Source organism: Thalassospira xianhensis MCCC 1A02616, assembly GCF_003326475.1.
GTDB lineage: Bacteria > Pseudomonadota > Alphaproteobacteria > Rhodospirillales > Thalassospiraceae > Thalassospira > Thalassospira xianhensis.
The window spans coordinates 15,083-30,140 of record NZ_JPWA01000015.1; the positions used below are offsets into that span (position 1 = coordinate 15,083).

General features: G+C 55.2%; 14 protein-coding genes. 4 read left to right on the forward strand and 10 right to left on the reverse strand.

Annotated elements, in window-relative coordinates:
* Positions 1–21: 21 nt before the first annotated feature.
* Positions 22–1,569, forward strand: coding sequence for a gamma-glutamyltransferase family protein (locus TH5_RS13260; RefSeq protein WP_114122275.1), 1,548 nt, complete (start codon positions 22–24; stop codon positions 1,567–1,569).
* A 16-nt stretch (positions 1,570–1,585) separates the two neighbouring features.
* Here TH5_RS13260 and TH5_RS13265 read toward each other — a convergent pair whose 3' ends face one another.
* From TH5_RS13265 to TH5_RS13295, 7 genes are all read right to left on the reverse strand, one after another.
* The gene (locus TH5_RS13265; RefSeq protein WP_062950673.1) at positions 1,586–2,071 is read right to left on the reverse strand and encodes a MarR family winged helix-turn-helix transcriptional regulator; all 486 of its coding nucleotides are present in this window, start codon (positions 2,069–2,071) and stop codon (positions 1,586–1,588) included.
* Between the two features lie 95 nt (positions 2,072–2,166).
* The gene (locus TH5_RS13270; RefSeq protein WP_114111628.1) at positions 2,167–2,772 is read right to left on the reverse strand and encodes a hypothetical protein; all 606 of its coding nucleotides are present in this window, start codon (positions 2,770–2,772) and stop codon (positions 2,167–2,169) included.
* 93 nt (positions 2,773–2,865) lie between these two features.
* Entirely contained in the window at positions 2,866–3,765 is a 900-nt protein-coding gene (locus TH5_RS13275) for an LpxL/LpxP family acyltransferase (RefSeq protein WP_114122276.1), read from the reverse strand.
* Entirely contained in the window at positions 3,758–4,729 is a 972-nt protein-coding gene (gene lpxK, locus TH5_RS13280) for a tetraacyldisaccharide 4'-kinase (protein WP_114122277.1), read from the reverse strand. Before lpxK ends, TH5_RS13275 begins: the two co-directional genes overlap by 8 nt.
* Complete coding sequence (locus TH5_RS13285) at positions 4,716–6,002, reverse strand: 3-deoxy-D-manno-octulosonic acid transferase (RefSeq protein ID WP_062950661.1); 1,287 nt, start codon at positions 6,000–6,002, stop codon at positions 4,716–4,718. Before TH5_RS13285 ends, lpxK begins: the two co-directional genes overlap by 14 nt.
* Positions 5,999–6,772: a lysophospholipid acyltransferase family protein gene (locus tag TH5_RS13290; protein WP_114122278.1), complete on the reverse strand. Its 774-nt coding sequence runs from the start codon at positions 6,770–6,772 to the stop codon at positions 5,999–6,001. Before TH5_RS13290 ends, TH5_RS13285 begins: the two co-directional genes overlap by 4 nt.
* 20 nt (positions 6,773–6,792) lie before the next feature.
* Positions 6,793–8,529 carry an ABC transporter ATP-binding protein gene (locus TH5_RS13295; RefSeq protein WP_114122279.1) on the reverse strand — a complete coding sequence of 579 codons (1,737 nt, stop codon included), beginning with the start codon at positions 8,527–8,529 and terminating at the stop codon, positions 6,793–6,795.
* 258 nt (positions 8,530–8,787) lie between these two features.
* Here TH5_RS13295 and TH5_RS13300 point away from each other — a divergent pair, with 258 nt between their 5' ends.
* On the forward strand, positions 8,788–9,621 hold the full coding sequence (locus TH5_RS13300) for a BUD32 family EKC/KEOPS complex subunit (RefSeq protein ID WP_114122280.1): 834 nt from the start codon (positions 8,788–8,790) through the stop codon (positions 9,619–9,621).
* Positions 9,622–9,642: 21 nt separating this feature from the next.
* On the opposite strand, the gene TH5_RS13305 is transcribed toward TH5_RS13300, so the two are convergent.
* Together TH5_RS13305 and TH5_RS13310 are read right to left on the reverse strand one after the other, a co-directional pair.
* Positions 9,643–10,752: a glycosyltransferase family 4 protein gene (locus tag TH5_RS13305; RefSeq protein ID WP_114122281.1), complete on the reverse strand. Its 1,110-nt coding sequence runs from the start codon at positions 10,750–10,752 to the stop codon at positions 9,643–9,645.
* Positions 10,749–11,666, reverse strand: coding sequence for a UDP-2,3-diacylglucosamine diphosphatase (locus TH5_RS13310; RefSeq protein WP_114122282.1), 918 nt, complete (start codon positions 11,664–11,666; stop codon positions 10,749–10,751). The genes TH5_RS13305 and TH5_RS13310 overlap by 4 nt, the downstream gene beginning before the upstream one ends.
* A 217-nt stretch (positions 11,667–11,883) precedes the next feature.
* Between TH5_RS13310 and TH5_RS13315 the strand changes: the two genes are divergently transcribed.
* Positions 11,884–12,846, forward strand: coding sequence for a diacylglycerol/lipid kinase family protein (locus TH5_RS13315; RefSeq protein ID WP_114122283.1), 963 nt, complete (start codon positions 11,884–11,886; stop codon positions 12,844–12,846).
* Positions 12,847–12,855: 9 nt separating this feature from the next.
* Here TH5_RS13315 and TH5_RS13320 read toward each other — a convergent pair whose 3' ends face one another.
* The gene (locus TH5_RS13320) at positions 12,856–14,205 is read right to left on the reverse strand and encodes a TldD/PmbA family protein (RefSeq protein WP_114122284.1); all 1,350 of its coding nucleotides are present in this window, start codon (positions 14,203–14,205) and stop codon (positions 12,856–12,858) included.
* Between the two features lie 263 nt (positions 14,206–14,468).
* On the opposite strand from TH5_RS13320, the gene TH5_RS13325 reads away from it, so the two are divergent.
* The gene (locus TH5_RS13325; protein ID WP_114122285.1) at positions 14,469–15,017 is read left to right on the forward strand and encodes a hypothetical protein; all 549 of its coding nucleotides are present in this window, start codon (positions 14,469–14,471) and stop codon (positions 15,015–15,017) included.
* Positions 15,018–15,058 lie beyond the last annotated feature (41 nt).

A 15,058-nucleotide genomic window follows, 5' to 3' on the forward strand; every position in this document is an offset into this window, starting at 1 on the left:
AAACAATAGGGAACGTCTGCCATGAAAAAGCACGGAGCCGTCGCCGCAGGACATGATGTCACAGCACGCGCGGCTGCCGATGTGCTTGAGGCAGGCGGCAATGCCTTTGACGCGATCACCGCTGCGATGTGGACGGCATGCGTGGCGGAGCCGGTTCTGGCGTCGCTGGGCGGTGGCGGATTTGTCATGACCCGTCCGGCGGGAAAACCGCCAAGGCTTTATGATTTCTTTGTCGAAACCCCGCTTGCCAAACGCCCGCGCGAGGAACTTGAATTTGAAAGCCGGTTTGCGACATTTACCGGTGGCGTTACCCAGGAATTTCACGGCGGATACGGTTCGGTTGCAACGCCGGGCGTGGTTGCCGGTATTTTCAAGCTGCATGACGATCTTGGATCATTGCCGATGGCGATGCTGGCCGAACCGGCAATTACCGCCGCACGTGACGGGATCAGACTGGATGCGTTTCAGCGATATGTCATGGGGATTGTGACGCCGCTTCTGGCGTTTTCTTCTGATAGCCGGGCGGTTTTTGGGTCGCCGGGACATCAGGCCGAAGACGGGTTCGAACTGTTGGGCGAGGGCGATCTTCATCATCAGTCCGATATGGCCGACAGCATTGAATATCTGCTGCGAACCGGGGCTGATGGTTTTTATCACGGCGATCTTGGTCATGCGCTAGTGACCGAATGCCGGGAATATGGTGGCTATCTTACAGGCGCTGATTTGGCGGCATACCGGGTTCTGGTCCGTGATCCGCTATTGATTGCCGGACGCAACGGACGGTTTGTTTTAAATCCGCCGCCTGCATCGGGCGGGGTTCTGGTCGGGTTCGGGCTTAAGCTTGCGCGCGAAATTGAACTCGGGGCATTTGGATCGGCCCGTCATCTTGAAGCGATTTCGCGCATTCTTCATGTCACCGGGCTGGCACGTAGCGAACATGGCGCAAGCCCAGCAATCCTTGCCGATGAATTCTGCGAATCCTACCGCTCGATGATCGGCGAACGTCCGCTTAGCCAGAATGGCACGACCCATATTTCCGTGGTTGATGGTGATGGCAATCTCGCCGCCGCAACAATCTCGAACGGGTCCTGTTCCGGGCGGATGGTTCCTGGGACCGGGATCATGCTTAACAACATGCTGGGCGAAGCTGATCTGTCACCCGATGGGTTCCATCACTGGCCGTGCGGTGTGCGCATGACGTCAATGATGACCCCGGCCCTGTATCTGGCGGCGAATGGTGATGCGATTGCACTTGGATCTGGCGGGTCAAACCGCATTCGTTCGACCATGTTGCAGGTGATGCTGAATATCGATGCCTATGACATGACCCTACATGGGGCGGTGGCGGCACCGCGACTTCATGTCGAAGACAGTCTTTTGTCGGTCGAACCGGGATTTGACGGAGCGCTTCTGGATGGTCTTAGCCTGGAAGACCAGCAGCGCTGGGATGCGGAGGATATGTTCTTTGGCGGTGTTCACGCCGCCAAGGTCAGTGGCGACGGCACAAAATTCAATGCGGTGGGGGATGCCCGACGTAATGGCCATCAATTTGTGATTACCGATCTGTAATCCGGCTTGAACCAGCTTAACGCGGAATTTCGTCCGCAGGGCGGACGTCAAGCAACGGAGCCGCATCTATATTTTCCGCATTCATCATGGTGGCAACTCGCTGCATGGATGACAGAAGCTGCGTTTTTTCCCAATCTGGCAGGGCATCGAACTGCGATATGAATTCTTCGTGCAGCATGGTGGGGGCTGCTTTTAATACGTTCTGACCTGCCTCCGTCAGAACCGTATTGACCACGCGCTTGTCCGTGGTGCTGCGACGGCGCTCTGCGAGCCCGCGCTGTTCAAGGCGGTTCAGGATTGTGGTAACCGTTGCCTGGCTCAGTGACACATGATTGGAAATGCGACGCACCGTGACGTTCTGCAATTCGTCAATCGCGCGCAGGACCATCACCTGCGGGATGGTCAGGCCACAGGCTTTCATCATTCGTTTGGAATGAAGATCGGTTGCGCGGATGATCTGGCGCAATGCGACCAGAATGTCCTGCCAGTAGGCCTGTGTCATTATGGTTTCCTCGGGCGATAGCTCTTACGCCACTCGGTAAAGGGGATTGACCGCATTATCAATGCAATTTGTCCTGCGACAAATGATGATCGCTGTTAATTTCCCCGAATGCGTCGTGTGGCAAAAAAAATCATCGCGAAAATGGCAATCAGGACAAGCGTCACACCTGCAATCAACATGGCCTGATTGAGACGCAGATCATATTCCTGTTTGCGTTCGACATAGGCGATAACCTGTCGGCGAAGCTGATCCATTTCCGGTGTGATATCGAAACTCGTTCGATACATCTTGGCCCCGGCACGTGACAGAAGATCGTTGGTTTTGTTCATGCGTTCGATGAACATCGCAAAGCGTTCTTCGGTCGCGGCAAGCTCGTCAAGCGGGCCGTCTTTCACGTCGCCATCTTTGGTGCGCGCGATTGACAGTCTGGTTTGGGTCAGATCATCACCGTCTTCGGCGATGCAATCAGACAGCGGCTTTTTCTCGGCACTCTTGCCGCACTCGATCTGGCGATCCCCGAACTTTTCAACGGCTTCTCGCAGATGTGTCTGCAATTGCTGATCAAGTTCGGCAATCCGTATCCGCACATTCTTTGAACTGCTTTCTATCTTGCCAACATCACCTTCCAGCGCGAATGACGGCCAGACGGCAAACATTGAACCAACAAAAATCAGAAAAAGCGGGACGACGAAACGCAGCAAAAGGGAACTTCCCCCGGACAAGGTGGAGAGGTATCCACCAGTCTGCTGCAAGGGTGTTCCCATTCGGTTAATGCCGGGTGCGATTAACGATGATCAGTTCGGCCAGCGTTTGTGAAGCCACAACCATTGTGCGGGCCGTTCGCGGATCCAGTTTTCCATGATCGCGTTAACATCGGTCATGATGCGCAACGTATCTGCCTTTGGATCATCGGTTTTGCTGATCTGTATGTCCGGATAAAACGTCATCCGGAAATAGGCACCTTTAAGCCGTTCCACCCTGATCGGAATGACAGGGCATTCATAACGAAGTGCGAACTGTGCCAGGGCTGGTGCCGTCATTGCATCGCGGCCAAAGAAGGGTACGGCAATCCCGTTATTGAGCTTTTGATCAACCAGCATCGCCGCATGGCCACCCCGTTTCAGGAAGGATGCAAATTTTCGGGCACCCTTCGATCCCTTTGGCACCAGTTCACCTCGAAATCCCCTGCGGACACTTTTGAAAAGTTTGTCGACCCAAGGGTTATCCGGTGCGCGGTAAATGGTCATCATATCCATATCAAGCGCATCGCCGATTTTGGTCGAAACTTCCCAGTTTCCGATATGGCCGGTAAAGAACAGGCCCGGTTTGTTATCGGACTTGGTCACCAGACCGTTTTCAAGGCCCACAATTTCAAGGCGGGAGCTGCCGCAGACGAGATTTGGAAGATGGGGGATTTCCGCGACACTGCGACCGAGATTTTCCCACATATCGGTTATGATGGTTTCGATTTCTGCTGCCGATTTCTCCGGAAAGGCCTTAACCAGATTGTTTCGGGCTTTCTTGCTTTGACCAAGCTTCGGGCCAATCGTGCGTAAAAGGCTGCCACCGATCTTTGATGCAAGATCAATCGGCATGATCCGGAAAAAGCCAAACAGAAAATAGGCTCCCAATCCCTGCAACGGGTGGGAAATATATTTCTGTCGTGCTTGATAAAAGGCACTGCGTTCAGGCATCGGACAACACCGCCGTAATTATTTTCTCCAGCTGGTCCGGGGCTTCGAATTCCAGCACAATATCAAGGGTGTTTATGCCGTTCCGCTGCCCGGCAGGCAAGCGCATCAGGTCTTTTTCTGTCGTGACCAAATCGGCATTCAACGACTTGGCTTTTTGATGCAGCTCCGCCAATTCGGCCGCACGGAACGGGTGATGATCCGCAAAGTCGACGGTCGCAACAATATCGGCACCGACTGCGCGCAGACTATCATGGAATTTGGCCGGGCGGGAAATCCCCGCAAAGGCGAGAACCCTGCGTCCGGCAAATTCGGCACCATTGCAGGGAACAATGCGGGCGCGCAAAACCGGAACCGACGCGGGCAGGTTTTTCAGGAACGGCGGATTGCCATCGCCGATCAGAATGATCGCACGAACTTTGGCCAATCCCTGTTCAAGGGTTTCGCGCATCGGGCCTGCGGGAATGACGCGACCGTTTCCAATCCCGAAAACGCTGTCGACAACCGCAAAGCTGCAATCCTTGATTAACGATGGATTTTGCAGTCCGTCATCCAGAATGATGGCCTTTGCCCCGGCATTTCTGGCCGTTTCGGCGCCCATACCCCGGTCCCGCGAAATCCATGCCGGCGCCGTTCGCGCCAGAAGCAGCGGCTCGTCCCCGACATCGGCTGCGGTGTCCTTCATCGGATCAACACGGTGCGGGCCGGTTTCCCGGCCGCCATATCCACGGCTCAGGAAATGGGCCTGAATGCCCATTTTGTGCAACGTGTGATACAGCGCGATTGCGGTCGGTGTTTTACCCGCACCGCCGATGGTAAAGTTGCCAACGCAGAAAACCTTGCATCCCGGATGGCGCATGGTTGTTGTCATCGCCCGAATGCCTGCACCTGCGCGCCACAGCAGGGAAAAAGGCGACAGTGCCTTGGCCATGCAGCCGTCTGCCAGCCAGAAATCAGGCGCGCGCATTGGCAACCTCCCCGGTTAAAAGCGGGGTGATCGCATCAATGGTTCGTTCGAGAACCTCGGCCTTTGAATTGGCATATGCCAAGGCGGCATTTGCCAGTGCGCTCGCCTTTTCCGGTTGGGTCAGAAGAATATCAATCTGCCTTGTCAGGTCGTCACGATCAGCAACCGGTCGGCAGGCGTGTGCTGTAAGAAGTTCCTGACTGATCTCGCTAAAATTGCTCATATCGGGGCCATGCAGAATGGCGCATCCAAGCCGTGCCGGTTCAAGCGGGTTCTGCCCGCCGGACGCACAAAGGGATTTTCCGATCAGGCAAACCGGTGCAACCCGGTAATAAAGCCCCATCTCGCCCATCGTATCGCCAAGATAGATGTCGATATCTTCGGTGATTTTGTGCCCCAGGCTTCGGCGGGCAACGCGCAATCCCTGGGCAATCAGATCCGCCTCGATTTCATCAGCACGATCCGGATGACGGGGAACAATAACTGTCAAAAGGCCTTCATGTTTTGGCGAAAGTGCTTGATGAACCTGTGCGCAGGCCAGTTCCTCGCCCTCAAACGTACTTGCCGCAAGCCATACCGGGCGGGTGCCGATCTGCGATTGCAGTTCGGTTAGGGCGTCGGCTTCGACCGGCAGCGGGGGGGCTGCAAATTTCAGGTTCCCGACGGCGCGCACATCCTTGCCGCCAAGGGAAACGAACCGTTCGGTTTCCTTGCTTCCTTGCGTCAGGATCAGGTCAAATGCGGAAATGACCGGTGTGATAAAGGATGGAAATCGTGAATAGCTTTTAAAGCTTCGGGCCGAAATGCGGCCATTAAGCAGTGCCAGTCTTGTCCCTGCCTTCTTGGCCTTGGTCAGAATATTGGGCCAGAAATCACTTTCAAGCCAAAGAGCCGCATCCGGTTTCCAGTGATGCAGAAAACGCGCAACGCAAACCTGCCGATCAATGGGGATGAACTGATGGATCACCCCTTTGGGAAGGCGTTGATACATCATTGCCGCCGACGTAACTGTGCCGGTGGTGACAAGGATCGAGGTTTCGGGAAAACGCGCACGAATGGCATCAATCACCGGCAGGGATGATAGGGATTCGCCAACACTGGCACCATGTATCCAGACGAGTTTCCCCTTCGGGCGCAATGCACTGGCATGACCGAACCGTTCACCGATCCGTCCTGCATCTTCCTTGCCGCGTTTTTTGCGCCGTTGCAGATAAATGCCAAGTACCGGACCCAAAAGCCGTGTCGCCACGCGATAGGCGTAAAACAGGCTCATTTGGCGCTTTCCTGTTCTGCCGTTGCCATGGCCGAACGCTTCTGTTTGGGAAGCTCATCGGGGCCGGCGGGCTCAATCACGTCAAGGCCAAGCTTGCGGTCGCTTTGCTGTGTCAGCCTGGTCAAGGCCGTTTCCAGCTCCAGCCGCTTTTCCTCCAGCCCGGCATCATCCAGATCCCGTCCGATATGGATCGGATCGCCCCAGCTAAACACGCCTTTTGAAAACGGAAGCGGCAGCACGAACCGGTCCCAACTGTCAAAGACGCGCCGGTTTGATGCCGAATAGGTCAGCGGGAAAATCGGAACGCCTGCAAGCTTTGCCGCCTGCACAATGCCATCCGAAATCCGCATGCGCGGTCCACGCGGTCCATCCGGGGTCATGCCGACGACTTCACCGGATTTCAGCGCCTTCAGAATGCGCCGCAACGCTGCCGCACCGCCTTTGCCCTGCCCGGTTGACCCTGCAATCGTGGCAATCCCGAAATGACCAATGGTGCGGGAAATGATTTCACCATCGCGATGCGATGAAATCAGCATGTTAAACGGGCGGTCACCGGCAACCGAACGCCATGTATAGGGCATCATCAGCAAACGCTGATGCCAGAAAGCCACGATAAACGGTTTGCCTTCCGTCAGGAAATGGGCAGGATGATCCCCGCCTTCCGTGTGCCAGCGGCCGGTGAGCCGGACGAACCGGATATAGGCTGCCGCAAGCCAGCACAAAGTGCTACGCGCCTGATCGCTTTTTATGATCCGCTTATGCAACTGCACGCCAGTTTATCCCGAATGTTTTAGGCCTGATTTTCGGTTTCTTCCGAGAATTGCAGATTATAGAGATTGGCGTAAGCCCCTCCCAGTGCAAGCAATTCTTCATGGCGTCCCTGTTCCGTGACGCGTCCGTTCTGAATAACGCAAATTTTGTCGGCATCAATAATTGTCGACAGGCGATGCGCAATAACAAGCGTTGTGCGACCCTTCATCAACTCGGTCAGGGCCCCCTGAATATGGCGTTCCGATTCCGTATCAAGGGCCGACGTCGCCTCGTCCAGAAGCAGGATTGGGGCATTTTTCAACATTGCCCGCGCAATCGCAATACGCTGGCGCTGCCCGCCCGAAAGCTTCACACCATGTTCGCCGACAATGGTGTCATAACCGTTTTCAAGCTGCAGGATGAAATCATGCGCTGCCGCGTGGCGGGCGGCTTCCTCAATTTCGGCGTCGGTCGCACCAAACCGGCCATAGGCGATGTTGGATCGGACCGTATCATCGAACAGCGTGATTTCCTGACTGACCAGTGCGGTTGCCGAACGCAGGCTTTCCAGTGTCACATCGCGAATATCTTGGCCGTCAATGGTGATCGCACCTGCATTGATGTCGTAAAACCGCGGGATCAGGTTCAGGATCGTCGATTTACCGGCACCCGAGGGCCCGACAAGTGCGATCGTCTGACCGGCTTCGATATCAAGGCTGATATCGTGTAATGCGGTCGTTTCATCATTATAGGAAAACGCGACATCCTTGAACTGGATGGCGCCGCCCTTGACCTCAAGCGTTTTGGCATCATCGGCATCGCGAATTTCCGGTTCGATATCAAGAACGGTAAACACGCGCTGGGATGCTGCAAGACCGGCCTGCAGGTTGATATTGATATTTGCAAGGCGCTTGACCGGTTCATATGCCAGCAGCAGGGCCGTAATGAACGAAAAGAAACTGCCCGGGTCGCTTGCCCCGTCAATGACGCGGCTGCCGCCATAGATGATGATCGTCGTGATTGCGGCCCCGCCGAGTGTTTCCATGATGGGGGACGAACGCGCGCTGACTTTCTGGGCCTTGAAGCTCAGATCGAAAACGGTTTCGACAAGCTTTTCCATTCGTGAACATTCATAGGGTTCCATGCCATAGGCTTTGACATGACGGACACCCTGAAAAGTCTGTTCCAGAAGGGTTGCGAATTCACCGATCTGCTGTTGCGTATTGGCTGAAACCTTGCGCATCCGCCGACCCAGCCGTGCAATCGGCAGGATGGCGGCGGGAAACACCGTGAACGCAATGATGGCAAGCTGCCAATCCTGATAGAACATGACGCCAATCAGAACGATGGCGGTCAGAAAGTCCTTGCCAAAACCGGTCAGCGATACGGAAACGGCCGCACGCATTGCGGTGATATCACTGGTAAAGCGCGTGATCAGTTTGCCGGTGTTGGTGCTGTGGAAAAATCCGATATCAAGCCGGATGACATGCTCGTAAAGCTTGTTCTGAATATCGGCAAGAATACGACCGCCGACATAGCTCATCAGAACCGATTGCCCGTAATTGGCAAAGCCTTTCAGCGCGAAGGCTGCAAGGACGGCAACCCCGACAGGGAGCAGCATCGCCGGGTTCTTTTTGACGAAGACCTCGTTAATCACCGGGTCCATCAGATAGGCATAGCCGCCGGTTGCCGCCGCCATAAGCGCCATGCAAACCAAAGCCAGAACAATCTTGCCGAAATAGGGGGCAACCGCATCCTTAACGATGCGTTTGATCATTGGCAATGTGTTCCAATGTTCTGTCGTGTGATCTAACGAATGCTTTGGCAATGAATTCTTCCCGGTCGTGCGACGCCATTTCCGATTGTGTCAGTCCGACACTATCTATATGGATGAGGCATCATGGATATCTTGATCTTTCCGGGCTGTTGCTAGCATGCCCGGGCAGGTGCGGCAAGCCGCAGCAACGTAACTTAACTGATACTGACAGGGCTTGCAGGAATGCAGGCCACGAAAAACGACATATAAGATAAAAAAATGACAGAGCAACTCCACGTGTTCGTGGAACAGACGATTGCGCAAGGTGTGGGCGCACGTGTTTTTCCGCTGCGTTGGGCCGGTCGCCGTATCTGGGTCAAGCAGGCCGTTCCGCCAAAGGAAAAGGGCTGGCATCGCCTGCAGCGGTTGATCGCGACCCTGACGCGGATACCGATGTTGCGCCCGACCGTATCGCCCGGCGGCAAGGCCGGTCTGGCGAGCGAGGCTGAAATCATTCATGCCTTGACGAAGGCGGGGGTTCTGGTTCCCGATCTTCTGGCGGTCACAGATAACTGGATTGCAATCGGGGATAACGGGGCCATTTTGCAAACCGTCATCAGCGATGCGGTAAAGGCCGGTGATGAAGACCGCGTTGCCGAACTGATTGCCAAGGCCGGGGCCGCCTTGGCCGATTTGCACATCAGCGGCTTTACCCATGGCGCGCCCCTTTTGCGCAACATGACCATCCGTGATGATGGCAGGATCGGCTTCATCGATTTCGAAGAAGACCCCAACAAACGCATGCCATTGCCCGATGCGCAGGCGCGCGATGTCCTGCTGTTTCTGTTTTCCATCCAACGCGGCTTCAAACGCCGTCCCGATCTTTTGCGTTCGGGATGGCGGGCATATCTGGCGGCAACCGGCAGGACCGCGCCCCAAATGAAACCGCTGTCTCATATCGTGAGGGTTATTCGACCGGTTTACATTGCGTTGAAACCTTTCCGTCGCTGGCTCGGGACGGATGCGATCAACGCGATGCGGGCATATGGCATTCTGCGTCGAAGTCTGCGCGGCAAGGACGCTCCCTATGACGTTGCCCCGGTGACCGAATAAAACACCAAACACCGGCGCAGATTACTGCGCCGGTTGTTCCACGGGCATGACTATTGCCGGTTCCACCGATGCTTTCACCTCGGTGATGTCCTCAACGGCCAGACGTTTTGCCGCAGCCCCGTCAAACCCGCCCGAAAATGGTGCCAGATTGTGCAGGAACTGCGTGGCTGAATTGCGCCAGCTATATTGTTCCGCCAATGCACGTGCGTCTTTACCGTCAAGCTCAAGGGCTGCCATGGCGGCTTCGCGCAGGTCGGCGTCAATGGCACCTGCCTTGGTCCCGCGCACGATGTCGGCTGGTCCCTGAACCGGGAATACCGCAACCGGGGTTCCCGATGCCAGGGCCTCAAGAATAACAAGGCCAAAGGTGTCGGTTTTGCTCGGGAAGACAAAAACATCGGCCGAGGCAAAGGCAATTGCCAGCTCCTCGCCGATTTTTTTGCCAAGGAACTGCGCATTCGGATATTTCGATTTCAGTTCCGTCAGTTGCGGCCCGTCACCGACAACGAATTTTGTCCCCGGCAGGTCAAGATCCAGAAAATGTCCGATATTCTTTTCAACCGCCACCCGGCCAACAAACAGCCAGTGCGGTTTGGGGAAATCCCCGAAACTTGCATCGGGTCGTGGTTTGAACAGGTTAAGGTCAACACCCCGCGACCAGATATTCAGCCTGTTAAAGCCGCGATCGGCCAGTTCTTCGCGAAGCGTTTCCGTGGCCACCATGACCGATTGTGATTTGTTATGGAACCGCCGCATCCCGCGATAGGAAATCGAAAGCGGCAGGCGCGTCCGCGCATGCAGATATTCCGGGAACCGGGTGTGATAGGCCGATGAAAACGGCAATTCGCGTTTCAGGCAATAAGCACGTGCCGCCTGACCCAGCGGGCCTTCGGTCGCGATATGGATGGCAACCGGCTGCAGGGCATCAATCATCCGGGCAAGCTTGCGTTTGGCAAACAGAGCCAGTCTGATTTCCGGATAGGTAGGGCAGGGGATCGTCCGGAATTGATCGGGCGAGATGATATGGACATCATGCCCCATCTCGCCCAGTTCGTTGCGCACGGTTTCAAGGGTACGCACTACTCCATTTACCTGGGGATACCAGGCATCGGATACGATCAATATTCTCATGCGGTCTTTCCAATCGGCGTGCCGCTGTTCTTTTTTGAACTGCGGGACGCGGTGCGGGTACTTTCCCCGGCAATCCGGAACAGCGACATCAGCTTGCCAAGTCCAAGGGACGGCGCACTGGCTGCATCGCGGCCGGGTTGGGAATGTGTCATCGCCATCTGGCGCATTTCCGCCCAGTAAAGCAGTTCAAGTTTTCCGGCCTTGTCTTCGACAAGCGCGGTGCAGCTTTCGACCCAGTCGCCGTCATTGCAATACAGCACATCGCCAATCATGCGTTTCTCGGCATGATGGATATGGCCGCAAACCACGCCATCCACCTTGCGTTTGGCGGCTTCGTGCGCGACGGCATTTTCGAAGTTGCAGACGAACTGGACCGCGTTCTTGACCCGGTTCTTAAGATAGGCCGACAGCGACCAGTATCCGTAACCCAATCGGCGGCGAATGCCGTTGTAGTAACGGTTCAGGACAATCGCGAGGTTGTAGGCCGTATCCCCAAGATAGGCGAGCCACTTGGCATATTTGACGACACCATCAAACTCGTCGCCGTGAATGATCAGAAGCTTTCTGCCATCCGCCGTCTCGTGAATGTCGTTCATCTTGACTTCGACATGCCCGAAGGTCATATCGACAAACTCACGGGCGAATTCATCATGGTTGCCGGGCACAAAAATGACCTTTGCACCGTTCTTGGCCTTGTCCATGATTGTGGTGATAACGGCGTGGTGGCTTTCGGGCCAGTACCAGCTTTTCTTAAGCCGCCAGCCGTCAATGATATCGCCAACCAGATAATAGGTATCCGCCGTTACTTCATTGAGGAAATCCAAAAGAAGATCTGCCTGACATCCACGTGTTCCGAGATGGACGTCTGAAATCCAGACCGTGCGGTAATGCGGTTGCAGCGTCATCGCTGTCATTGCCGCTCCTCCGTATCCTGCCATAAGGACGGCTGGAATCCGACGGTTTTACATGCCGGATACTGTCCCCAACCAGTAATTGTTTAAAACAAATGGCGCGAATATATAACCCGTTCATATAAATTTATCGGTTCTGTCAATATCCTGTTACATATTTCATTTTGTATAAAGGGAACGCGAAAGTAATGTTTCATTTTTATTTCGAAAGTTTTTCGCAATGACCCATGACGGGGTAACTGTCATCTTCAATCCGCGTGCAGGCGGAAACAAACAGCGTTTCCTTTCAAGCATTTTGCAAAAAGCCGGTGTAAAGGTTGAATTGTTACAGACAACCCATCCCGGCCATGCGCGTGAACTGGCGCGCAAGGTTCGTGCCCATCAACGGCTTTTTGTTGCCGGCGGCGATGGGTCGCTGAACGAGGCTCTGAACGGTTTGCTTGATGCGCAGATCGAAGGCCACGAAGTTCCGCCGCTTGGTATCATTCCGCTGGGAACAGCCAATGTTCTGGCGGTCGAGGTCGGGCTTGAAATCCGCGCGCAGGCAATTGCCGATTACATCAATAACCCGGCACAGGTCTGGGTGCGGCCCGGGCTGGTCAACGGCCGGGCGTTCTTTTTGATGGTGGGTATGGGGGCTGATGCCGATACCGTCGCAAATGTGTCGCTAAAACTTAAAAGACTGATCGGCAAGGGCGCATATGTTATCGAAGGGCTCCGTAATATCATCTTTCCGCATCACCGCGATTTCGAGGTCAATATCGGACGCGAACAATATCGCGTCGCCGGTGTGGTTGCGACACATGCTAAGCATTATGGCGGGGCGTTCGTTATTTCCCCCGACGCCAAACTGACCGATAACAGCCTTGATGTCGTGCTGATGCCAGGAAGCGGTTTTATGGCGCTGGCGCGATACGGGATTGCTTTGACGCTGAACCGGTTGCATGCGCAAACCGATGTATCGGTCGTACAGACCGAACGACTGACCATCACCAGCCATTGCGGCCCCGCACCCTTGCAGATTGACGGCGAAAGTGCCGGCAAGCTGCCCTGCGAAATCAGCCTGTCACCTTATCCGGTACGGGTTATGGTGCCTCAGGCCTATGCCGACCAATGCAATGGCCGCCAAAACGAAAACAGGGATGCGCAAAACACACCCCTGTTGCAAATCGCCGCCGATTGATTTTCGGGCTTATTGCCCGGCCAGTGTCATGCCATCAATCCGGATTGTCGGGGCATTGGTGCCGTATTTGAAGGTCAGGTCATTGGCCGGTACGGCCGTTCTGAACATGTCCTTCAGGTTGCCGGCAACCGTGATTTCAGACACCGGATACGCAAGTTCGCCATTCTCGATCCAGAAGCCCGATGCCCCACGCGAATAATCGCCGGTCACACCATTAACGCTGCTTCCGATCATTTCGGTGATGTAAAGGCCCTGTTTGATGTCCTTGATCATGTCGGCGGGCGATATGGTGCCCGGTTCCATGTAAAGGTTCGTGGTGGACGGACCCGGCAGGCTTCCTGCACCACGCGATGCGTTGCCGGTTGATTTCAGGCCAAGCTGGCGGGCGGACCGCAAATCCATGATCCAGGTTTTCAGAACACCATTTTCAATCAGATGACGTTTTTCGTTGGCGACACCTTCGGCGTCAAACGGTTTGGATCGCAGGCCACGTTTGCGGTGCGGGTTATCAATGATGTTGATCCCCGGCGCAAAGATTTCCTTGCCCATGGCATCCAGAAGGAAACTGGTGCCGCGCGCAATACCCGATCCGTTGATCGCACCGGCCAGATGCCCGACGAGGGATGCCGAAACGCGCGGATCGTAAATCACGGGCACCTGTGTGCTTTTGACCTTGCGCGGGTTCAACCGTTTCAGGGTTTTTTCCGCTGCCTTCAGGCCGATATCGACCGGATCGCGCAGATCGGTCGAAAAGACCGCGCTGTCATAATCATAATCGCGTTCCATGCCGGTGCCGGTTCCGGCAAGGACGGATACGGAAATGTGGCTGCCGCTGCCAGCATAGGAATTGGCAAAGCCGTTGGTCGCGGCAAGCGTGATCTGGTGGGTTTCCCATCCTGCATCTGCGCCCTCGGAATTGGTGATGCCTTCAACCGATCGTGCAGCTTCTTCGCAGGCGGTGGCCCATGCAATCAGCTTTTCCTGACTGACTTCACCCGGTTCGCAAAGTTCAAGCGCCTCGACATCAAATGTTTCGGCAAGTTCAGATGGGTCGGCAATGCCGCAGAATGGGTCCTCGGGGGCGTTTTTCGCCATGGCGACGGCGCGCTCGACCAGCTCGTTCAACGCGCTTTCGCTGGTGTCGGATGATGAGACAACCGCCTGCTGCTTGCCGATCAGAACACGCAGGCCAAGATCAGCACCCTCTGATCGTTCAAGCTTCTCCATTTTGCCCAGTCGCTGCGATACCGAAAGTGACGTGCCTTCGACATAAACGGCATCCGCATCGTCGGCACCCGCCTTTTTTGCGCGCGCCAGCAGGTCGGTGATGCGATCGAGTGTCATGTCGGTTTTGGGCATGGAAGCTCCCTTTGATCGGAATGTGGTTTCCTATGGTTATAGGCAGGCTGATCGCTTTTCGCAAAGGGCAAGAAAAGGACAGGGACCTGAAACTGTCGCTGATATCATCTGGCAGGGCGCTCTGCTTCGCGCGCACCCGGTGTGTGAAGCGTTTGTTTGACCGAAATTGATCTTTGGCCATTTTTTCTTCGCAAGTTGCTATTATGACCGGAAAACCGAACCGGGAAAAACCGGAAACCTGCAAGAAATGACGGGAAATACACGTGCGAAACCTGTTTGTGGCAACACTGCTTCTGGGAACTTCCCTGCCGATGTTGCAGGCTAATGCCCAGGAAACTGCGACACCAAATGATACTGTGGCGGCACCTGTAACCGCCGATGACCTTTACCGCGAAATGCGCATTCAGGCCGGGCAATATGCCGCGCAAAACCGTCATCAGGTTCTGGTGGGGGATTTCACCTGCGACGATGTCAATGACCAGATCGTCGGCTGGGTGGATCGTGACAATCCCGAAGGACCTTTTTTCGACGTCCTGATGGTGTCCAATCACAAGGGACAGGCGCATTCCGAATTAAAACAGATCCCGTTTGCCCAGTCCGAACAATACGCCCTGTGCATCGACGATAAAACCGCCCCGCCGGTCATGAGCTGGCAGGTCAACGATCCCGAATACATGCGTGATGTCATGGGTGATGGCGATCTTTGCAATATCGCGGTTCGGGTCGACGATTTCATGTGTGACGCGCCACAGTTCTTCTGGTCGGATAAGCCGTCTGATGACGGACAGAATTGGGTGTTCTTCCGGAATTGAGGCGGGAAAGTATGCGTGATATAGTGCGCATATATTATGCA